The organism is Ornithinimicrobium avium (genome assembly GCF_003351765.1).
GTDB classification, from domain to species: domain Bacteria; phylum Actinomycetota; class Actinomycetes; order Actinomycetales; family Dermatophilaceae; genus Ornithinicoccus; species Ornithinicoccus avius.
The window spans coordinates 1913341-1932012 of the sequence record NZ_CP031229.1 but is presented as its reverse complement, the minus strand read 5'-3'; the positions used below and the strand labels follow the sequence as shown (position 1 = coordinate 1932012).

The window sequence follows — 18672 nt, the reverse complement described above, 5'->3', positions numbered from 1 at the left end:
CGCACCCCCCACCGCCAGGGCGGTGGGGGGTGCGGCTCACCGGAGGTGAGGGGGACAGGCTCCCGGGGAGAAGGATGCGCCTCAGGCGGCCTTGATCGCCGAGACCTCGAACTCCAGGGTGGCCTTCTCGGAGACGAGCACGCCACCGGTCTCCAGTGCGGCGTTCCAGGTCAGACCGAAGTCCTTGCGGTTGACCACGGTCGAGCCCTCGAAGCCGACGCGGGTGTTGCCGAAGGGGTCCTCGGCGGAGCCGGCGTAGTCGAAGTCGATGGTCACCGGCCGGGTGACGTCCTTGATGGTCAGGTCGCCGGTCACGCGCAGGGTGTCGGCGTCCACGGCCTTGACGTCGGTGGAGACGAAGGTCAGGTTGGGGTAGGTCTCGACGTCGAAGAAGTCGGCGGACTTCAGGTGACCGTCGCGGTCCGCGCTGCGGGTGTCCACGCTCGCGGCCTTGATCGTCAGCTCGATCTTGGCGTCCTGCAGGTTCTCGCCGGTGGTGGCGGAGCCGGCGACGTCGTTGAAGGCGCCGCGCACCTTGGTGACCATCGCGTGCCGGGTGGAGAAGCCGACCCGGGTGTGCGAGGGGTCGATGGTGTAGGTGCCGTTGAGGTTCTGGAGCGACATGCTGGGATCCTTGTCGGGTAGGGGTCTTGATGACGTGTCACCCATATTAGGCACAACTGGTTGACATGTCAAGTAGGCACGGGGAACTGCATGACATGTCAAGCAACTGCTAGGATGGGGGCATGACCGAGCATGACGTTCCCTGGCTGGACGAGCGGGAGATGCGGGTCTGGCGGCGCTGGTTGCGCGTCCAGACCGACCTCCAGGCTGCCCTGGGGCGGGAGCTGAGCCGGGACAGCGGACTGTCCCTCCAGGACTTCGAGACCCTCGTGTGGCTCTCCGAGGCTCCCGACGAGCGTCTGCGCATCTCGGCGCTGGCCGAACGGATGCACTGGGAGCGCAGCCGGCTTTCCCACCACCTGCGCCGGATGTCCGCGCGGGGGCTGGTCGGCAAGGAGGGATGCAAGGAGGACGGACGCGGTTCGTTCGTCCAGCTCACGGACGCGGGCCGCAAGGCTCTGGACGAGGCGGCCCCCGAGCACGTGCGCGCCGTGCGGCGGCTCTTCCTCGACGGCGTGGAGGGGCGGGAGCTGGAGGTGCTCGAGGGATTCCTGGAGCGGGTGCTGGAGCGCGTCGCAGAGACCGAGACCGAGACCGAGACCGAGGTCGCCGTCGGCTGACGGCGGGGCCGCGGCGGGGGCGTCGTCAGCGGCGGCGGGTGGCGACCGCGAGCAGGCCTCCGGCGAGGCCGAGGTTCTTGAGGAACTGGATGCGCTGCCCGGCGCGGGCCGCCGCGTCCTCGTGGTCCCAGAACCGGTGCCCGGCGAGGGTGGTCGGCACGAGCGAGACGACCAGGCCCGCGGCGGCCGTGCGGGGAAGGACGTTCGCGACCAGTGCCGCGCCGCCGGCGACCATCGCGGCGCCGTTGGCGCGCACCATCAGCTCGGGCTCGGGCAGCCCGACCGAGGCTGCGGCGTCGACCCGCGCCCCTGGCTCGGCGGCGGCCTGGTAGCCGAGGTAGACGAAGGGGATGCCCAGGGCGATCTGCGCCGCTCGTCGTAGCACTGTCGGATCCTCCCGATCTGTGGTCCGGTACGCGCAGGAGTCTAGCCACCGGGCCCGCCGACCTACCCGTCCTGGACCCGCATCATGGTGGCGACCATGGTGGCGCAGTGGGTCCGCCCCTCGGTGCCGACGGAGTGCACGTCGCCCTGGCAGACCGTGATCGTGCGTCCCGAACGCAGGACCCGGCCGAGGGCGACCAACCGCTCGCCGCGGGCGGGGGCCAGCAGGTTGATCTTGAACTCGACGGACAGCACCTCCGAGCCGGGCGGCATCAGCGTCAGGGCGGCGTAGCCGCACGCGCTGTCCACGACCGAGGTCGTCACCCCGGCGTGGAAGAGGCCGTGCTGCTGGGTCAGCTCGCTGCGGAAGGGCACCTCGATCCGGACCTGCCCCGGGGAGACGTCGGCCAGCTCGGCGCCGAGGTGGCCCATCAGTCCCTGCCTGGCGAAGGAGAGGCGCACCACGTCCTCGAAGGCTTCGTTCCTGACCACCATCTGCGTCATGGCTGCATCCTCCCAGGGCGTGGCCGGCGAGCGGGGGACCGCGCGCTGGGCCACCACCGCGAACAGGCATGATCTGCGGTATGCCGTATCACGTCCGTCAGCGCGACCGCGCGCCGTCGTCCGAGCCGCCGCCCCCGACCCGGACCTTCCGCGGGCCGCCGTGATCGGGGCCGGCTCCTGCGGTCTGGCCGCGACCAAGGCGCTCGCCGGGGCCGGTGTCCCGGTCGACTGCTTCGAGGCCGGCAGCGTCGTCGGAGGCAACTGGGTGATCCACAACCCCAACGGGATCTCCGGCTGCTACGAGACGCTGGAGATGAACACCTCCGGCCCGCGGATGGCCTTCTCCGACTTCCCGATGCCTGCGGACGTCCCGCCGTACCCGGCGCACCACCACGTGGCGGACTACCTCGAGGCCTACGTCGACCACTTCGGCTTCCGCGACCGCATCGTGCTGGACACGACCGTGACCACGGTCGAGCCGGTCGAGGGCGGCCGCTGGTCGGTGACGACGCGCGGCCCGCAGGGTGCGCGCACCGAGGTCTACGACGCCGTCCTGGTGGCCAACGGCCACCACTGGGACCCCAGCTGGCCGGAACCGGCATACCCCGGGTCCTTCGACGGGGACCAGATCCACGCTCACGACTACCGCTCGGGGGAGCAGCTGCGCGGTCGCGACGTGGTCGTCGTGGGCGCCGGGAACTCGGCGATGGACATCGCCGTGGAGGCCGGGCGGGTGGCGCGCAGCGCGACCCTCTCGCAGCGTCGCGGGCAGTGGGTCCTGCCCAAGTACGCGTTCGGCCGCCCCCGCGACCAGGTGACGATGCCGGGCTGGGCGCCCTGGAGGACGACCGCGCTCCGTCTCCGCCTCGCCGCCGTCCTGGCCGGCAGCACGGCCGACCTCGGCCTGCCGCAGCCGCAGCACGCCCCGGGCCGCTCCCACCCGGTCCAGTGCGAGGAGATCCGCTCCACCCTGCGCGACGGCGCGGTGCGCCCGGCGCCCGGGATCGAGCGGCTGGCCCGGGACCGCGTGGTGTTCACCGACGGCAGCGAGGCGGTCGCCGACCTCATCGTCTGGGCGACCGGCTACCGGGTGAGCTTCCCCTTCCTGGACCCCGCGCTCGTCGCGGCGCCCGGCAACGACCTGCCGCTGTGGCGGCGCACGGTCCACCCCGACCTGCCGGGGCTGTTCTTCGTCGGACTCCTGCAACCGTCAGCGCGGGATGCCGCTGGCCCAGGCGCAGGGGGAGTGGGTCGCCGAGCAGCTCACCGGGCGCTACCTGCCGCCCCCGCCGGAGGTGGTGCGCCGGGAGACGGCGGTCGACCACGCGCGCAGCCGGGGCCGTTTCTACGCCTCGCCGCGCCACACGATGGAGGTCGACTTCGACCGCTACCTGTGGGAGCTGGGCCGGGAGCGTCGCCGGGGTGCGCGGCGCGCCGCGGCAGCCGGGGGTATGCCGTCACGCGTCCGCGCCGCCCGCGCCGTCCGCGCCGGGAAGCCGCGGTGATCGCGGTGGGCGGGCGGTCGCGCGGCGGTGCCGTGGTGACCGGTGCCGGGCAGGGCCTGGGGCGTCAGATCGCGGTGCGGCTCGCGCGCGCCGGCTTCGAGGTGCACCTCACCGACGTCGACGCTGACCTGGCCGCGCGTGCGGCGCAGGAGATCGCCGCGGAGATCGCGAGGCAGGCCGCCGGGGACGTGGGTGGGAGCCAGGCGGCTGGCCCTGCCCGGGTCCTCGCCGCCGCGCTCGACGTGCGCGACCAGGACGCCTGCCGCCGGGTGGCGGCCAGCGCGGTCGAGGAGTCGGGCACGCTCGCCCTCTGGGTCAACAACGCCGGTGTCCTGGCGACCGGGCCCGCGTGGGAGCACACGGACGGCGAGCGTCGCCTCATGCTCGAGGTCAACGCGCTCGGGACGATGCACGGCACCGTCGCCGCGCTGGAGCAGATGCGCCCCGCCGGCCGGGGGCACGTGGTCAACGTCGCCTCCCTCGCCGCGCTCGCGCCGGTGCCCGGCGAGGCGGTCTACGCGGCGTCCAAGCACGCCGTCCTCGGGCTGAGCCTGTCGATGCTCGCGGACCTGCGGGTCGCCGGCGAGAAGGGCGTCCGCATCAGCTGCGTCTGCCCGGACGGGATGTGGACGCCGATGCTCCAGGAGCGGCTGGACGACCCGGGCGCCGCGATGTCGTTCTCCGGCGTCCTGCTGCGGCCCGAGCAGGTGGCCGACCTCGTCATGCGCGTGGTGGAGCGCCCGCGCGCGGTCGTCACCGCCCCGCGGTGGCGCGGCCTGGAGGCCAGGGTCCTCGACCTGGCGCCCGGTCTCGCCGTGCGTCTGGCCCCGCTCGTCGTCCGTGTCGCGCGTCGCCAGCAGTCGGCGACCGCCCGCAGGCTCCGGCGGGTCAGCCCAGCCGCTCGAGCGCCTGCTGCACGTCCGTGACCAGGTCCGCCTCGTCCTCGATGCCGGTCGAGAGCCGGATGATGTTGTCCGCCACCTCCAGCTCCGTGCCCCGCACGGAGGCGTGCGTCATCTCGGCGGGGTAGTTCACCAAGGACTCCACCCCGCCGAGAGACTCGGCCAGCTGGAACAGGCTCGTCGACTCGGCGAACCTCCGCGCCGCCGCGGCGCCGCCGGCCAGGGCGAGGGAGACCATGCCGCCGAAGCCGCTCATCTGCCGGGCGGCGATCTCGTGACCGGGGTGGTCGGGCAGTCCCGGGTAGTAGACCCGCTCCACGGCCGGGTGGTCGACCAGCGTCCGGGCGATCGCCGCCGCGTTGGAGCTGTGCCGCTCCATGCGCAGCGCGAGGGTCTTGATGCCCCGGATCGTCAGGAACACCTCCCACGGTGCGGACACGGCGCCCGCGGCGAACTGGAGGAACTGGATCTTCTCGCCGGCCTCCTCGGTCGCGGTGACGACGACGCCGCCCAGCACGTCGGAGTGGCCGCCGAGGTACTTCGTGGCCGAGTGCACCACCACGTCGGCGCCGAGCGCGATCGGCGTCTGCAGCGCGGGCGAGGCGAAGGTGTTGTCGACGACCACGGTCAGCCCGTGCTCGTGACCCAGCGCCGCGACCGCCTCGACGTCGGTGACCTTCATCAGGGGGTTGCTGGGGGTCTCCAGCCAGAGCATCCTCGTCTCCGGCCGGATCGCCGCGCGCACGGCGTCGAGGTCGGTCATCTCGACGGTGCTGAGCTGCAGCCCCCACGGGGCGAGGATCTTCCTGACCAGCCGGTGCGTGCCGCCGTAGACGTCGTTGCCCATGAGCACGTGGTCGCCCGGGGCCAGCAGGGCCCGCAGGGTCGCGTCCTCGGCGGCCAGGCCGGAGGCGAAGGACAGTCCCTGCGCGCCGCCCTCGAGATCGGCCACCAGCTCCTGCAGGACGTCCCGGGTCGGGTTCGTGCCGCGCGTGTACTCGTAGCCCTCGCGCAGCCCGCCGACGCGCTCCTGCACGAACGTGGAGGTCTGGTAGACGGGCGGGTTCACCGCGCCGGTCCTGGGGTCGAACGCCTGACCGGCATGGATGGCGCGGGTGGCGAAACCGGGCATGTCTTTCCTCGCGATCACTGGGAGACGAAGGTGAGCAGGTCGGGGCGGGTCAGCACGGCGACCGGCTTGCCGCCCTCGGTGACCAGGAGGGCGTCGGCCTCGGCGAACGCCTCGCGCGCGGCGGTGACCGAGTCGTTGACGCCGATGAGCGGCAGCGGCGCCCCGGTCAGGTCGGCGACCGCGTCGGTCAGCCTGGTGGTGCCGTGGAAGACGGCGTCGAGCAGGTCGCGCTCGGTGAGCGCGCCGGTGACCTCGCCCATGGTGACGGGAGGCTCGGCGCCGAGGACGAGCAGCTGGGACACGCCATACTCCGCCATGATGTCGATGGCGTCGCGGACGGTGTCGGTGGGGTGGACGTGCACGAGGTCGGGGAGCCGGCCGGTCTTGACGGAGAGCACCTCCCGGACGGTCCGCTCCTCCTCGGGCACCGGGCTGAAGCCGTAGCGGCGCATCCACTGTTCGTTGAAGATCTTGCCCAGGTAGCCGCGGCCGCCGTCGGGCAGCAGGACCACCACGACGTCGTCCGGGCCCAGGTCCTTGGCCGCCTCGAGGGCCGCGACCACGGCCATGCCCGACGAGCCGCCGACGAGCAGCCCCTCCTCCCGGGCCAGCCGGAGGGTCATGTCGAAGGAGGCTGCGTCGCTCACCGCGATGACCCGCTCGGGCACCGAGGTGTCGTAGGCGCCGGGCCACATGTCCTCGCCCACGCCCTCGACCAGGTAGGGGCGGCCGGTGCCGCCGGAGTAGACGGACCCCTCGGGGTCGGCGCCGATTACCGTGACGCCGCCGACCTCCTTGAGGAAGCGGCCCGTGCCGGAGATGGTGCCGCCGGTCCCGACGCCGGCCACGAAGTGCGTGACCCTGCCGTCGGTGTCCCGCCAGATCTCCGGACCGGTGGACTCGTAGTGGGAGGCCGGGCCGTTGAGGTTCTCGTACTGGTTGGGCTTGTAGGCGCCCTCGATCTCGGCGGCGAGCCGGTCGCTGACGCTGTAGTAGGAGTCCGGGTGCTCGGGCGGGACCGCGGTCGGGGTGATGACGATCTCGGCGCCGTAGGCCCGCAGGACGTCGATCTTGTCCTTGCCGACCTTGTCGGGGCAGACGAAGATGCACCGGTAGCCGCGCTGCTGGGCGACCAGCGCCAGGCCGACGCCGGTGTTGCCCGAGGTCGGCTCCACGATCGTGCCCCCCGGGCGCAGCTTGCCCTCCGCCTCGGCGGCGTCGATGATCCTGACCGCGATGCGGTCCTTGACCGAGCCGCCCGGGTTGACGTACTCGACCTTGGCCAGGACGGTGGCGGAGAGGCCCTCCGTCACGCGGTTGAGCCGGACGAGCGGCGTGTTGCCGATCGTGTCGAGGATGGTGTCGGCGACGCGCATCACTGGTCTGCTCCCGGAGTCGAGTGCGGCTGGTGGCCCTCAGGGTAGGCGACCACCGTCGTCACGCCGCCGGGGTGGTGGCGTGCCGGAGGGGTCTGCCTCCGTCGGGCGGCCGTGCGATCAGGTGCGGCCGGTCTCATGAGCCCACATGGCGAGCTCGACCCGATTCCGCGCGCCGAGCTTGCGCATCACGCTGGCCACGTGGGTCTTGACGGTGCTCGCACTGATGTGGAGATCGGCGGCCAGCAGGCGGACGGTGACGCTGGGAGCGATCAGGGCATCACCGTCGGCTGCCGCGTGGATCGCCTGTGTCAGCAGCGCGGGTCCGGCGTCCTTGAGCAGGAAGCCCCGGGCACCGGCCTTCAACGCCCATGGACGTACGCGTCGAGGTCGAAGGTGGTGATCACGACGATCGGCAGCGGGTCGGTGACGTCGGGTCCGGCGAGCAGGCGGGTGGCTTCGATGCCGTCCATCAGAGGCATCCGGATGTCGAACAGGCAGACGTCAGGGCGCAGCTCACGTGCCAGGCTCACCGCTTCTCGCCCATCGACGGCGGCGCCCACGACCTCGATGTCGGGCTGGGCGTTCAGCAGCATCGTCAGGCCGGTGCGCACGATGTCCTGGTCATCGGCGACCAGCACCCGGATGCTCATGAGGAGGCCCGCACCTGGGGCAGCATCGCCTCGACGCGCCAACCACCGCGAGCGGCCGGTCCGGCGTGGAACGAGCCGCCCAGCAGCGTGGTGCGTTCCCGCATACCGACCAGACCATAGCCCCCCGCGCTGCCGCCTGCGGGACTGGGAGCCCCGTCGTCTGCGACGGTCAGCCGGTCGTCCGCGACGCGGAGGGTGCCTCGGCCATCCCGGTCCGGCCGACGAAGAGCGAGATGGTGGCCGGGACCAGGATGATCGCCGTACCCGCAGCCGCCTCTCGACCGGAGCCCCACCGCAAGAGTGAGTAGGGCAGCAGCATGAGGTAGAGCGTCGTGTACATGTCCAGGGCCGGGGCGTCGAGGGCGATGAGGACGAAGTCCACGACCGCGACCACGCCGAAGGCGGTCGCGACCACTGCGAGCGGGTGGGTACGTCGCCAGGGCAGCAGCAGCGCCAGCCCGATCGTCAGCACCACTGACAGCCCCGGTAGCGGCAGGTCCTCACGCAGGACACTCTCCAGCGCTCCGGAGACCGTCACGACCGACAGCAGCGCCCAGTCCCGTCATACCCGAACCGGCGGGAGCGACGACCGGGGTTCCTCCAGCAGGGAACGCAGCGGATTGTCCACCCCCTCAGCGTAGGGATGGAGCGACGACGAGGGATCAGCCGAAAACACGAGACGGCGACCGCCTGTTCGGCCAGGGGAACTCCGGCCCGGGGGCCGATGTGCCCGCCGCCGGCCTCGGCGATCGTGGCACCCGATCCTCACCGCAACAAGGGAGCCCATGATGAGAACCCGTCAACCCTCAGCCGTGCTGGAGACCCTGCGCATACCCGTGCAGGCCAAGCTCGCGGCAGCCTGGACCAGCTTCATGTTTCTCTACGCCTACGTCGACATCCTGGGTTTCTACAGGCCCGGCCATCTCGAGGAGATCCTGGGTGGCTCCGTCCACGAGTTCCAGACCGGCCCGACCTTCATGTCCCTTGCGCTCACCGCTCTGGCCGTCCCGATCCTCATGCCCCTGCTCTCCACGACCCTGCCCGCTCGCGTCAACCGCACCCTGAATCTCGTCGTCGCGACGCTCTACATCCCGTTCTCGCTCTACAACGTCAGTGGGGAGCAGACCTGGGACTACTCCTCCTTCTTCGGCCTCTCCATCGGACTCGAGGTGCTGCTCCTGGCCTTCATCCTGCGTTCCGCCTGGACCTGGCCCCGCCGCACGTCGCCGCCGGCGACCCTGGCGCCCAGCGCTGACCGTGAGGCCGCTCGCATCTAGGTGCAAGCGGCGACCGAGCAGGTCGCGCCCGGGACGCCCTTTTAATCCGTAGGTTGTGGGTTCGAGCCCCACGGGGGTGGGTGGCCCCATTTGCAGGGCTGACCTGCACAAACGCCGCTCATTAGCGCAGCAGGAGCACGATGTTCTGAACCTGTCACGGCCTACTGACGGCCTACGCCAGCGAACACATGGCCTTAAGATCCGCGCGGTTGGCTACAGCCGGACAGGTGGCTCTACGTCGGTGTGGACGCATCGCAGCAACGTGCGCCTCGGGTCAGTGGCGACCGTATACGTCGCGACGGTGCTCGACGCGCAGCACGACGACTTCGCGAGCCTGCTCGTTGATCCGGTAGAGGACTCGATAGGTCCCCCGGCGTGCGGAACGGATGCCGGCGAGCTCGCCGCGAAGGGGCTTGCCCACTCGCTGGGGGTTGTCGATGAGGGCCCCGGTGAAAAACTCGACGACTGCCGCAGCCACGGACTCGGGTAGACCCCGCTGGATCGCCCGGGTAGCCGGGGGGGTCAGGACAAGCTCGAAAGGGAGCGTCACGGGAGCAATGCCCGGACCGCATCTGCTCCGCGGACCACGTCTCCTGCCTGGTATGCGAGGTCGGCTTCGCGGATGTCGGCCAGCGCCTCAGGGTCACTGAGGACGGCCAGGGTCTCTTCGAGCTCGGCCAGGTCTTCCGGGCTGAGGATGACCGCTGCTGCCTTGCCGTTGCGCGTCACCGTGACCCGCTCGTGCTCGCGCTGCACTCGGTCGACAACGTCGCTGAAGTGATCGCGGACCTCGCGCAGGGACTCGATGCTCATGGCCACAATTGTGGCGCGGCCGCTTCGGAGAGTCAACCGGACCGATGCCGCGCGCAGCGGCAGAAGAGCGCGCTGGGGCTTCTGCAACCAGAGCTTCAGGCTCGAAGACCCTTTGCAGGCTGGCTAGCAGGGGAAACCATGCCGGGAGCTTCGTTTCCCTGTGCCACCAGGTCCGCCGCACCGGCCACGAGCCCGTCCCATGAGCCGGCGCCCAGGTCGTACAGCGCGAGAAGATCGCCGAAAACGCTCCAGGCTGTTGAACTTGTGCTGAGCCTAGGTCCATGCTGACGGCGGCAATAGCAGACGGGACTCGGTGTCAAGGTGATGGGTGCCCTTTACGGGGGTCCGGATGCGGCGCAGCATCGTTCCCCAGCGCCCGACCCTTCACCACCGGCTGCGCCAGCGCCGCGGTCTCGTCTGCCCGTCGGGCGCGCTCGACGTGGTCGACGTGCAGTTGCACCACCGGGTGCTCGTGGAACTGACCTTCCAACACCGGTCCGCCGTGGAGATACATGTCGATGGAGCGACCACCCTTCTGCCAATTAGCGGTGAAGCGGTAATCTTCGCCCTCGCGCCGTATCTCGTCCATCGGCTCACCCGCCATTTCGACAAAACGGGCGCGCAGCTCCTCAGCCAGCCCGGGCACGACGTCCTCCCGTAGTCCGTGCCACAGGAACCAGCTGATGCCGACGAACTCGTTCTCGAAGACGTGCCAGCCTACGGCAGGCCACGGGGCGCCCGGGTCACCGCTGTGCCAAGACTCGCTCCCGTGCTCTTCCCGCAATCGTTCGGCGCCCTCTGTCGCAATGCCGTGTCGCTCGAACCACGCGCTCCGCTCGCTCAGCGTCGTCGGCCATTCCGAGTCGACCAGCTCGCCGACGAGCCTGGCGATCTCCTCAACCGACGGTACGACCTGCTCCCCGTTCTCGCCCATGACCGGCAGCGTAGGCCCGCGCGCCGACAAGGGCACCCAGTCCGGGGGTGTATTCGTCCGCTCTGGATCTGTTGCGGCACTAACCCCGGTCATTCATGAGCTCGGGCTGGCGGGGGGTTCTCGAGGGCGTGATCGTCGAGAGCGTCGTGATGGGGCGCACCGGGCATGCGTAGCACCGGCTGGCGCTGCCGGGCTGCGATTCTCCGGGTGGTGATGTCGTGGGTGGACGGGCTTGGTCAGGCAGGTTGTGGGATCGCGGCGATGTTGGCGAAGACGGCTACGATCGAGGCGGCCCACGGCCAGGTGGACGGGATCCGTAACCGTCGGCGGCGACTGCCGTGGGTGAGTCGGGCGGGCACCTGCAGGAAGCGGTATCGCAGCGCCTTGGGTTCGCAGGAGGCGAGAGTCTTTGCCTCGCCGGTGAGCACCAGCAGCCGGGTCCAGGCCACCAGGTCCGCGGCGATGCCGACCAGCAGCAGCCACGCGGCGTTGATCGCGAACTATCGGGAGGGGAAGCGTCCCAGCCCCGAGTCTTTGGCGTGCCGGATGCGGTCCTCGACCCGGGCGTGAGCTCGGTGCCGGGCCTCCAGGAACGCCAGGTGCCCGGTGGTGGTGTTGGTGACGAAGGCTTGGTAGCGCCACCCGTCACCCTCCTCGAACTGGGACAGCTGCGCGCCGGGATGGGGCCGCTCACGCCGGACAACGACCCGCATCCCCGCTGGCCACTTCCCCAGCAGCCGCGGTGCGAGCAGGTCGCTCAGCTCAGCCACGTCCCCGCCGGACCGCACCTTGCCGTCGACGTCCAGCGCGGGCGTCCAGACGTCCTCGGGGACCAGGCTGATCGCCGCGCGGAGCTGCTCGGTGATCGCGAACCCGCGAACCGCCCACCGCCGACGATGCTTTCGTCGGCGGTCATGACCTCGATCGTGACGCTGCGCTTGTGCGGGTCCATCCCGATCACGACCCGCGGGGGACTCCTGCTCGTCCATTGCTCGTGCTCCCTTGCTCGCGACAACTGGTGGTGTCGAGCTGGGAGGGCACCGCTACGGACGGCTGGGCATACCCCTCTTGAGCCTCTCGCAGCCCTGGCGGTGACCGGGACGACGCACGCCAATTGTGAGCCTCACACCAGAAGCGTGGGCAGCCGCGAAGAGAACGACCGCCCCGGCCACCTAGAACCGAGCCTGGCCGGGCCCGATCCTGACGTCAACGAAACACGTAGCCGCAGCGAGGACGCGTAGCGTCCGACCATGCCGCATCCTGCACCGTCGTGCTGGAGGACATCTTCCTGATGCCGGGTTTTCGTTATACGATTTTGCCATGTCAGATGACGACCAGGTGACGGACGAGCAGATCCAGAAGTGGGCTGACGAGGCCGAGTCTGGCTATGACGTCGAGGAGCTCAAACGCCGCGGCCGGGGCCGTCCCGGGCGCGGGGCCGAACCAACGCAGGTGATCGCCGTGCGGCTCACGGCCGAGGAGATCGCGGCGCTCGACGCGTACGCCGCCCGGGAGCACCTGTCCCGCTCCGAGGCGATCCGACGTGCGCTGGCCGGCTACGCCGCGTGAAGGTCCACCGCAGCGCGCTTAGGCACGGGGTCGTTCCCGAGGACGCGGTCCAGGCTGCGGACCTGTCGTTGTGGGTCGAGCCGCTGGAGGACGACGAGTGGCCCCACCGCGAGCTGCGGCTCGGCTTCGACACCCAGGCACGGTTGCTGGAGACGGTCGTGCTCGTCTTCGGCGTTGTGGATCCTCAGTTAGTCGTGAGGGACCTGACGTAGGCGCCGAAGCCTGGGACGGTGAACTGGAGCATTCCGTGGGCCGGTGCGTCCAGGATGCCCTTGTCGAGCAGTGACTGTCGTGCCATGGACAGGGCAGTCGTTCCTACACGTAGCCGTTCGGCGATGGCGCGGCGTGGGACAGGGCCTTCGGGGTGGTTGGCCATGGCCGTGAGGATGTCGCGTTCGCGTGCGGTGGCTCTGGCCCATCGGGTGCGGTACAGCTCGGTCAAGTCGACCTCGACACGTTCCTGGGCGGCGTTGACGTCGGCGAGGGTGAGTTGACCGCCGGCGTCGGGGTTGCCGGCGGCGTGCCATGCCTCATCCCCGTAGACCTGGACGAAGTAGGGATACCCCTGGGCGCGTTCGACGACGGCTGTCAGGGCGTCGGTGGTCCAGGAGACTCCTAGGGCGGCGCTGGGAGCGGTCAGGGCCTCCCGGGTCTCGTGCGGTTCGAGATCGCGCATCGGACGGTACTGGAAGCGCTCGGCGTGAGTGACTGCGCGCGTGACGACGTCAGGGGTGTGGGACAGTCCAGCGGCCAGGAGCGCAGCCGGGACGGGGCTGTCGGAGGCCTGCAACTCCTGCCAGGCGTAGGCGATCGTGCGCAGGGAGTCGGGGTCGGCGGCCTGGAGTTCGTCGATGAGCAAGAGGACTCCCCTGTGGTCGCCGTCCTGTGCCGCGGCCTGGGCGGTGTGGGCGATGAGCTCACGGAACGCGCGCGTGGCTTCGGGAGCTGGGCGTTGCCTGCCCGTGAGTTCGAGGTGACCGACTCCGGGGACACCGGCCGAGAGCTTGACCTGGCTGACCCGCTCTGTCAGCACGTCGCCGTGTCCCCAGGCGCGGGTGAGCTGGTGAACCTCATCGGCGATCACCGCTGTCAGGGTGCCGTTGCCGGCGGTGACGAACACCGACGCCAGGCCGAGGTCGTGCGCCGTACGTTGGGCACGCCGCAGCAGGCTGGTCTTTCCCACACCACGCGGACCGACGTCCACGCGCACGCGGCCGGCGAAGCGCCCCTCGAGGGCGACCCGACCCAGCAGCCCTGTGATGTCGGTGAGCTGGGTCTCCCGCCCGGGGATCTCGCGAGCGGTCTCACCTGGCGTGTAGGGACTGGGCTGCACGAGCTGCTCCTCTTCACTCAGAAGATACGTCCTTATAGACTTCCTCAACTATAAACCCTGATCAGCTGACCGTCGGAAGCTGATGCAACGGATCGGACTGGGGTCCGGTGGCCTGATGGTGGCCAAGGACACCATGCCAAAGGGGACCCGTGACGGAACTCTCGGCCGCGTCAGGGCCCTGACCTGCAGAAACAACGGTGGGCCCCGTGGGGCTCGAACCCACAACCTACGGATTAAAAGTCCGGAGCTCTACCGATTGAGCTAGAGGCCCTGGCCCGAGCAGCGGTACGGCCGTGCGGGCGCCCGACGTAGTCTACGGGCACCGGACCCCGCACCCAGGTGCCGGAAGGAGCCTCGCGATGACCTACCCCACGGCCCGGACGGTCCAGGACTTCACCCGCCACCTCGCCGACGTCCGCTCCCGGGTCGCCGCGGCGGCCGAACGGGCAGGCCGCGCAGCGTCCGAGGTGCGCCTGCTGCCGGTGAGCAAGACGGTCCCCGAGGACCGCGTCCGCCTGGCCGTGCAGGCCGGCTGCCACGAGCTGGGGGAGAACAAGGTCCAGGAGGCCGCCCGCAAGCACCGCGAGCTCGCCGACCTCGACGTCTCCTGGTCGATCATCGGCCACCTGCAGCGCAACAAGGCCCGGGACGTCGCGGCCTTCGCCACCGAGTTCCAGGCGCTCGACTCCCGGCGGATAGCCCCGGACACCGCACGGGTCCGCGAGTGCTTCCGGCTGCTGCGCACCCTTCGCGACCGGGCCCGCCAGACCGACCCGGACCTGATCGGCCCCGGCGAGCTGTCGATGGGCATGTCGGGCGACTACGAGGCGGCCGTCGAGGAGGGTGCGACGGTCGTCCGGGTGGGGCAGACCGTCTTCGGGCAGCGGGCCACGCCCGACAGCTACTACTGGCCGCCGACCTCCTCTCGGGTCTGACCCAGGGGTACGACGTGCGCCGAGCCCCCGCGCGCGCCCGCGCGCGCGTCACGGTGTGCAAGAGTGCAGGTCATGAGCGAGCAGCACGAGGGCACGACCCTCACCACCGCCGAGCGGACCCTGGTGGAGACCACCGGCATCGAGGTCATCGACGAGTCGGAGCGCACCGCCAAGCCCTCGGACCTGTTCTGGCCGTGGTTCGCGGCCAACGTGTCCGTGTTCGGGATGAGCTACGCCGCGTTCGTCTACGGCTTCGGCATCTCCTTCCCCCAGGCGATCGTCGTGACCGTCCTCGGCGTGGTCCTGTCCTTCCTGCTCTGCGGCATCATCGCCATCGCCGGCAAGCGGGGCTCGGCGCCGACGATGATCCTCTCCCGCGCGGCCTTCGGCGTCACCGGGCAGAAGGTGCCCGGCGTCGTGTCCTGGCTGGTGTCGATCGGCTGGGAGACCTTCCTGGCGATCATGGCGGTGCTGGCCACGGCGACCGTCTTCCGCGAGCTCGGCTGGGCCAGCGGCACCGCGACCAAGGTGATCGCCACCCTGGTCGTCACCGCCCTCATCGTCCTTGCCTCGGTCGCCGGCTACCACACGATCATGCGGCTGCAGTCGGTGCTGACCTGGGTCACCGGCGTGATCACCGTCGTCTACATCGCGATGACCTTCCACCTGGTCGACCTGTCCACCGTCACCACCCGCGAGGGTGGGTCGCTGGAGTCGGTCATCGGGGCGCTGGTCATGGTGATGACCGGCTTCGGGCTGGGCTGGATCAACATCGCCGCCGACTGGTCGCGCTACCAGCGCCGCGACGCCTCCGGCGGCTCGATCGTCTTCTGGAACACCCTCGGCGGGGCGCTGCCGGTGGTGCTGCTCGTCGGCTACGGCCTGCTGCTCGTCGGCTCCCGGCCCGACCTCGAGGACGGGATCGCCGCCGACCCCATCGGCACGCTCGCCACGATCCTGCCCAACTGGTTCCTCGTGCCCTTCCTGCTCGCCGCGGTGCTCGCGCTGGTCAGCGGCGCGGTCCTGGGCATCTACTCCTCGGGCCTGACCCTCCTGTCGCTGGGCGTCAAGATCCCGCGGCCGGCCGCCGCCGGCATCGACGGGGTCATCCTGACGATCGGCACGATCTGGGTCGTCTTCTTCGCCCAGGACTTCCTCGGCCCGTTCCAGAGCTTCCTCATCACCCTCGGCGTCCCGCTGGCGGCGTGGGCCGGCATCCTGATCGCCGACATCGCGCTGCGGCGACGCGACTACGACGACCGGGCGCTGTTCGACCCGCGCGGCCGCTACGGGGCCTGGGACTGGACCGCGGTCGGGACCATGGTCGTCGCCTCGGTCATCGGGTGGGGTCTGGTCATCAACCTCTTCGCCGAGGACGCCGCGTGGAACAACTGGCAGGGCTACCTGCTGGGCCCGCTCGGCGGCAAGGACGGCACGTGGGCCTACGCCAACATCGGCGTCCTCGTCGCGCTCGTCCTCGGCTTCGTGGTCACCCTGCTCGCGCGCCGCGGCACGGTCCGTCGCCAGGAGGAGGGGGCGTATGACGTCGCGCCCGCCGAGCTGGGTGACCGGCGGTGATCGCCCCCTGGCTCGTCGTCATCGACGCGCAGAACATCTTCGCCGACCCCGCCTCGCAGTGGGTGGCGCCCCGCTTCGAGCAGACCGTCGGGCCGATCCGCGAGCTGGTCGCCGAGCACGGTGAGCGCAGCGTGGTCACCCGCTGGGTGCCGCCGGTCACCAAGGAGGGCTCGTGGGTGCCCTACTTCCAGACCTTCCCGTTCGCCGACCAGCCGCCCGAGCACCCCCTCTTCGACCTCGTCCCCCAGGTGGCCGACCTCGGGGTCCGCCACGTCGTCTCCGAGCCGACCTTCGGCAAGTGGGGGCCGGGCCTGGCCGCGGTCACCGGCGAGCACGCCCACCTGGTGCTCGCCGGGGTTGCCACGGACTGCTGCGTGCTCTCCACGGCGCTGGCCGCCGCCGACGCCGGCTGCACCGTCGAGGTGGTCGCCGCCGCCTGCGCGGGCTCCAGCGACGAGGCGCACGAACGTGCGCTGGAGGCGATGAAGCTCTACGCCCCGCAGATCAGGGTCCGCGGCTAGCGCGCGCTACGGGGTGCGGTGACGCAGCACCTCCAGCAGCGCCAGGCCGTAGGCCTGCTCCGCGTCCCGGTGCCGGAAGGTCTGCGGCGCGCCGTCGACGAGCGCGACCACGGCATACCCGGAGCCGTCGGTGCCGAGCCCGACGAAGTCGTGGTCGAGGACCGAGCGCAGCTGGTCCTCCCGCGGCAGCCACAGGGTCTCCTCGAGGGCGACCGAGTCCAGAGCCCACTCGGCGACGCCGTTGAACCCGATGACCGCTCCGCCGACGAACTCGTGCACCTCGACCGTCATGTCGGCCAGGTAGTAGACGTCGTCGGCCACCCCGGGGCGGTCGACGACGAAGCGGTCGCCGGGCATCGGCGACCAGTTCAGGCCGGCGTCGAGGAGGTCCCGGGCGAGGTCGGTGGAGAGCACCTGACCAGTATGGCTGTCCTCGCCGAGGGTCGCGGTTCGATGAACACCGGTCGGACAGGGCACAATGGCTGCCCGTGAGTCCCGAACTCCTGATCCTGTTGCTGGTCATCACCACGGCGCTGGCCTTCGACTTCACCAACGGCTTCCACGACACAGCCAACGCGATGGCGACCTCGATCGCCACCAAGGCCCTCCAGCCCAAGACCGCGGTCGCCCTCTCGGCCGTCCTCAATCTCGTGGGCGCCTTCCTGTCCATCGAGGTCGCGCTGACCGTGACCAACGCGGTCATCAACATCCAGAACGCGGACGGCTCGCCCAAGCCGGAGCTGATCGGGGACGGCGGGCTCTCGCTGCTGCTCATCCTCCTGGCCGGGCTCGTCGGCGCGATCCTGTGGAACGTGGTGACCTGGCTCTTCGGGCTGCCGTCCTCGTCCTCGCACGCGCTGTTCGGGGGGATGATCGGCGCCACGGTGGCCTCGCTGGGCTGGTCGGGCGTGAAGTGGGTCGGCGACGGCAGCAAGCTGGACGGGGTCATCGGCAAGGTGGTGCTCCCCGCCTTCATCTCCCCGGCCATCGCCCTCGTCGTGGCCGGCGTCGGGACGTGGCTCGTCTTCAAGGTGACCGAGGGGGTGGCCAAGAAGTACCGCGAGGCGGGGTTCCGCTGGGGCCAGATCGGCTCGGCCTCGCTCGTCTCGCTGGCGCACGGCACCAACGACGCGCAGAAGACCATGGGCATCATCACGCTCGCGCTGCTGGCCACCGGTCACTGGGAGGACACGCACAGCGTCCCCTTCTGGGTCAAGGTCGCCTGCGCGCTGGCCATCGCCATCGGCACCTACCTCGGCGGCTGGCGCATCATCCGCACCCTGGGGCAGGGCCTGGTGAAGATCTCCTCGCCGCAGGGCATGGCGGCCGAGAGCGCGTCGGCCTCGGTGATCCTGGCCGCCAGCCACCTCGGCTTCGCGATCTCCACCACCCACGTGGCCACCGGCTCGATCCTCGGGTCCGGGGTGGGCAGACCGGGTGCCGAGGTGCGCTGGAGCGTGGCGGTGCGGATGGTCACCGCCTGGCTCATCACCCTGCCGATGGCCGGTGCGGCCGGCGCGCTGACCTGGTTCATCGGCCACCTGCTCGGCGGCGGCCTGGCGGCCGCCCTGGCCATGGTGGTGCTCCTGCTCGCAGCGGTGATCTACATGTGGCGGCACTCGCGCAGGGAGCCGGTCGACCACACGAACGTCAACGACGAGTGGTCCGACGAGAAGGACGCCGACCGCTCGGACAAGGAGGTCGGCTGATGGGTTCGCTGCTGGTGCTGACCGCGCAGGGTGCGGTCCAGCTGCTGATCGCCGGTCTGCTGCTCGGCGCCGGCCTGCCGCTGGTCTTCGCGCTGGGGATCCGGTCCCTGGCCTGGGCCGAGGGCGGCAAGGCGGAGAGGTCCCGGGCGCAGCCGCGGCCGGTCGGCAAGTTCCTGGCCTGGCTGTGCTTCGGGGTGGTGATCGTCGGGATCGTCGTCGGCCTGCTGATCATCATCTCCTCCGGGCTGGGGCTCGAGGTCGAGTTCCGGGGTATTCTGCCGACCCTGACGCGGGAGGACTGAG

At 70.7% G+C, this 18672-nt stretch carries 23 protein-coding genes, 1 tRNA gene and 1 pseudogene; 10 read left to right on the top strand and 15 right to left on the bottom strand.

The annotated features are described in order from the left end of the window. Nucleotides 1–81: 81 nt before the first annotated feature. Nucleotides 82–624 carry a YceI family protein gene (locus tag DV701_RS08820; protein ID WP_202863674.1) on the bottom strand — a complete coding sequence of 181 codons (543 nt, stop codon included), beginning with the start codon at nt 622–624 and terminating at the stop codon, nt 82–84. A 122-nt stretch (nt 625–746) separates the two neighbouring features. On the opposite strand from DV701_RS08820, the gene DV701_RS08815 reads away from it, so the two are divergent. Continuing rightward, the gene (locus tag DV701_RS08815) at nt 747–1244 is read left to right on the top strand and encodes a MarR family winged helix-turn-helix transcriptional regulator (RefSeq protein ID WP_114927981.1); all 498 of its coding nucleotides are present in this window, start codon (nt 747–749) and stop codon (nt 1242–1244) included. A gap of 25 nt (nt 1245–1269) precedes the next feature. Here the strand turns inward: DV701_RS08815 and DV701_RS08810 are convergent, their stop codons facing one another. After that, nucleotides 1270–1629 (bottom strand): DoxX family protein, encoded by a 360-nt coding sequence (locus DV701_RS08810; protein ID WP_114927980.1) that lies wholly within the window; start codon nt 1627–1629, stop codon nt 1270–1272. Between the two features lie 62 nt (nt 1630–1691). Next, nucleotides 1692–2132 (bottom strand): PaaI family thioesterase, encoded by a 441-nt coding sequence (locus tag DV701_RS08805; RefSeq protein WP_114927979.1) that lies wholly within the window; start codon nt 2130–2132, stop codon nt 1692–1694. Here DV701_RS08805 and DV701_RS18760 point away from each other — a divergent pair. After that, complete coding sequence (locus tag DV701_RS18760) at nt 2131–4563, top strand: SDR family NAD(P)-dependent oxidoreductase (RefSeq protein ID WP_228255290.1); 2433 nt, start codon at nt 2131–2133, stop codon at nt 4561–4563. The two genes, DV701_RS08805 and DV701_RS18760, sit on opposite strands and share 2 nt — an antisense overlap. Here the strand turns inward: DV701_RS18760 and DV701_RS08790 are convergent. From DV701_RS08790 to DV701_RS18425, 4 genes and pseudogenes are all read right to left on the bottom strand, one after another. Beyond that, nucleotides 4526–5671 (bottom strand): cystathionine gamma-synthase, encoded by a 1146-nt coding sequence (locus DV701_RS08790; protein WP_114927977.1) that lies wholly within the window; start codon nt 5669–5671, stop codon nt 4526–4528. The two genes, DV701_RS18760 and DV701_RS08790, sit on opposite strands and share 38 nt — an antisense overlap. A 14-nt stretch (nt 5672–5685) precedes the next feature. Further along, the gene (locus tag DV701_RS08785; protein WP_114930941.1) at nt 5686–7047 is read right to left on the bottom strand and encodes a cystathionine beta-synthase; all 1362 of its coding nucleotides are present in this window, start codon (nt 7045–7047) and stop codon (nt 5686–5688) included. Nucleotides 7048–7167: 120 nt separating this feature from the next. Next, nucleotides 7168–7700 (bottom strand): annotated as a pseudogene (locus DV701_RS08780) (response regulator). A gap of 169 nt (nt 7701–7869) precedes the next feature. Then, nucleotides 7870–8238, bottom strand: a complete 369-nt coding sequence (locus tag DV701_RS18425; RefSeq protein ID WP_202863673.1) for a hypothetical protein — start codon at nt 8236–8238, stop codon at nt 7870–7872. 274 nt (nt 8239–8512) lie between these two features. Here DV701_RS18425 and DV701_RS08770 point away from each other — a divergent pair, with 274 nt between their 5' ends. Then, nucleotides 8513–8977: a DUF6326 family protein gene (locus tag DV701_RS08770; RefSeq protein ID WP_228255289.1), complete on the top strand. Its 465-nt coding sequence runs from the start codon at nt 8513–8515 to the stop codon at nt 8975–8977. A 274-nt stretch (nt 8978–9251) separates the two neighbouring features. On the opposite strand, the gene DV701_RS08765 is transcribed toward DV701_RS08770, so the two are convergent. From DV701_RS08765 to DV701_RS19210, 5 genes are all read right to left on the bottom strand, one after another. Beyond that, nucleotides 9252–9455, bottom strand: coding sequence for a type II toxin-antitoxin system RelE family toxin (locus tag DV701_RS08765; protein WP_228255288.1), 204 nt, complete (start codon nt 9453–9455; stop codon nt 9252–9254). Nucleotides 9456–9523: 68 nt separating this feature from the next. Further along, a complete protein-coding gene (locus DV701_RS08760; protein ID WP_114927974.1) occupies nt 9524–9790 on the bottom strand; it encodes a type II toxin-antitoxin system Phd/YefM family antitoxin in 267 nt (88 codons plus the stop codon). Nucleotides 9791–10106: 316 nt separating this feature from the next. Continuing rightward, nucleotides 10107–10724 carry a hypothetical protein gene (locus DV701_RS08755; protein ID WP_162802925.1) on the bottom strand — a complete coding sequence of 206 codons (618 nt, stop codon included), beginning with the start codon at nt 10722–10724 and terminating at the stop codon, nt 10107–10109. A gap of 236 nt (nt 10725–10960) precedes the next feature. Continuing rightward, nucleotides 10961–11218 carry a transposase gene (locus tag DV701_RS19215; RefSeq protein ID WP_202863715.1) on the bottom strand — a complete coding sequence of 86 codons (258 nt, stop codon included), beginning with the start codon at nt 11216–11218 and terminating at the stop codon, nt 10961–10963. A 6-nt stretch (nt 11219–11224) separates the two neighbouring features. Continuing rightward, entirely contained in the window at nt 11225–11494 is a 270-nt protein-coding gene (locus DV701_RS19210) for a hypothetical protein (RefSeq protein WP_324616622.1), read from the bottom strand. Between the two features lie 550 nt (nt 11495–12044). Between DV701_RS19210 and DV701_RS08740 the strand changes: the two genes are divergently transcribed. Then, nucleotides 12045–12293, top strand: coding sequence for a ribbon-helix-helix protein, CopG family (locus DV701_RS08740; protein WP_114927972.1), 249 nt, complete (start codon nt 12045–12047; stop codon nt 12291–12293). Then, nucleotides 12290–12505 carry a toxin gene (locus DV701_RS08735; protein WP_114927971.1) on the top strand — a complete coding sequence of 72 codons (216 nt, stop codon included), beginning with the start codon at nt 12290–12292 and terminating at the stop codon, nt 12503–12505. Before DV701_RS08740 ends, DV701_RS08735 begins: the two co-directional genes overlap by 4 nt. Here DV701_RS08735 and DV701_RS08730 read toward each other — a convergent pair. Next, on the bottom strand, nt 12478–13626 hold the full coding sequence (locus tag DV701_RS08730; protein WP_162802924.1) for an ATP-binding protein: 1149 nt from the start codon (nt 13624–13626) through the stop codon (nt 12478–12480). The two genes, DV701_RS08735 and DV701_RS08730, sit on opposite strands and share 28 nt — an antisense overlap. Nucleotides 13627–13824: 198 nt before the next feature. Beyond that, a tRNA-Lys gene (locus DV701_RS08725) sits at nt 13825–13897 on the bottom strand. 88 nt (nt 13898–13985) lie between these two features. Here DV701_RS08725 and DV701_RS08720 point away from each other — a divergent pair. From DV701_RS08720 to DV701_RS08710, 3 genes are all read left to right on the top strand, one after another. Continuing rightward, nucleotides 13986–14561, top strand: a complete 576-nt coding sequence (locus DV701_RS08720; protein ID WP_114927969.1) for a YggS family pyridoxal phosphate enzyme — start codon at nt 13986–13988, stop codon at nt 14559–14561. Nucleotides 14562–14633: 72 nt separating this feature from the next. Then, entirely contained in the window at nt 14634–16139 is a 1506-nt protein-coding gene (locus DV701_RS08715) for a purine-cytosine permease family protein (protein WP_114930939.1), read from the top strand. Further along, nucleotides 16136–16660 (top strand): cysteine hydrolase family protein, encoded by a 525-nt coding sequence (locus DV701_RS08710; protein WP_114927968.1) that lies wholly within the window; start codon nt 16136–16138, stop codon nt 16658–16660. The genes DV701_RS08715 and DV701_RS08710 overlap by 4 nt, the downstream gene beginning before the upstream one ends. Before the next feature lie 6 nt (nt 16661–16666). On the opposite strand, the gene DV701_RS08705 is transcribed toward DV701_RS08710, so the two are convergent. Continuing rightward, the gene (locus DV701_RS08705) at nt 16667–17074 is read right to left on the bottom strand and encodes a hypothetical protein (RefSeq protein ID WP_114927967.1); all 408 of its coding nucleotides are present in this window, start codon (nt 17072–17074) and stop codon (nt 16667–16669) included. Nucleotides 17075–17148: 74 nt separating this feature from the next. On the opposite strand from DV701_RS08705, the gene DV701_RS08700 reads away from it, so the two are divergent. Both DV701_RS08700 and DV701_RS08695 read left to right on the top strand, forming a co-directional pair. Next, complete coding sequence (locus DV701_RS08700; RefSeq protein ID WP_114927966.1) at nt 17149–18369, top strand: inorganic phosphate transporter; 1221 nt, start codon at nt 17149–17151, stop codon at nt 18367–18369. After that, nucleotides 18369–18671, top strand: coding sequence for a hypothetical protein (locus DV701_RS08695; protein WP_114927965.1), 303 nt, complete (start codon nt 18369–18371; stop codon nt 18669–18671). The genes DV701_RS08700 and DV701_RS08695 overlap by 1 nt, the downstream gene beginning before the upstream one ends. Nucleotide 18672: the final 1 nt, after the last annotated feature.

Bases quoted from the DNA above. Each gene is read 5' to 3' on its own strand.
- DV701_RS08785 (WP_114930941.1), bottom strand. From the start codon at position 7,047: ATGCGCGTCGCCGACACCATCCTCGACACGATCGGCAACACGCCGCTC.
- DV701_RS08820 (WP_202863674.1), bottom strand. From the start codon at position 624: ATGTCGCTCCAGAACCTCAACGGCACCTACACCATCGACCCCTCGCAC.
- DV701_RS08790 (WP_114927977.1), bottom strand. From the start codon at position 5,671: ATGCCCGGTTTCGCCACCCGCGCCATCCATGCCGGTCAGGCGTTCGAC.
- DV701_RS08760 (WP_114927974.1), bottom strand. From the start codon at position 9,790: ATGAGCATCGAGTCCCTGCGCGAGGTCCGCGATCACTTCAGCGACGTT.
- DV701_RS08755 (WP_162802925.1), bottom strand. From the start codon at position 10,724: ATGGGCGAGAACGGGGAGCAGGTCGTACCGTCGGTTGAGGAGATCGCC.
- DV701_RS08715 (WP_114930939.1), top strand. From the start codon at position 14,634: ATGAGCGAGCAGCACGAGGGCACGACCCTCACCACCGCCGAGCGGACC.
- DV701_RS08695 (WP_114927965.1), top strand. From the start codon at position 18,369: ATGGGTTCGCTGCTGGTGCTGACCGCGCAGGGTGCGGTCCAGCTGCTG.
- DV701_RS18760 (WP_228255290.1), top strand. From the start codon at position 2,131: ATGGCTGCATCCTCCCAGGGCGTGGCCGGCGAGCGGGGGACCGCGCGC.
- DV701_RS08805 (WP_114927979.1), bottom strand. From the start codon at position 2,132: ATGACGCAGATGGTGGTCAGGAACGAAGCCTTCGAGGACGTGGTGCGC.
- DV701_RS08815 (WP_114927981.1), top strand. From the start codon at position 747: ATGACCGAGCATGACGTTCCCTGGCTGGACGAGCGGGAGATGCGGGTC.
- DV701_RS08720 (WP_114927969.1), top strand. From the start codon at position 13,986: ATGACCTACCCCACGGCCCGGACGGTCCAGGACTTCACCCGCCACCTC.
- DV701_RS08740 (WP_114927972.1), top strand. From the start codon at position 12,045: ATGTCAGATGACGACCAGGTGACGGACGAGCAGATCCAGAAGTGGGCT.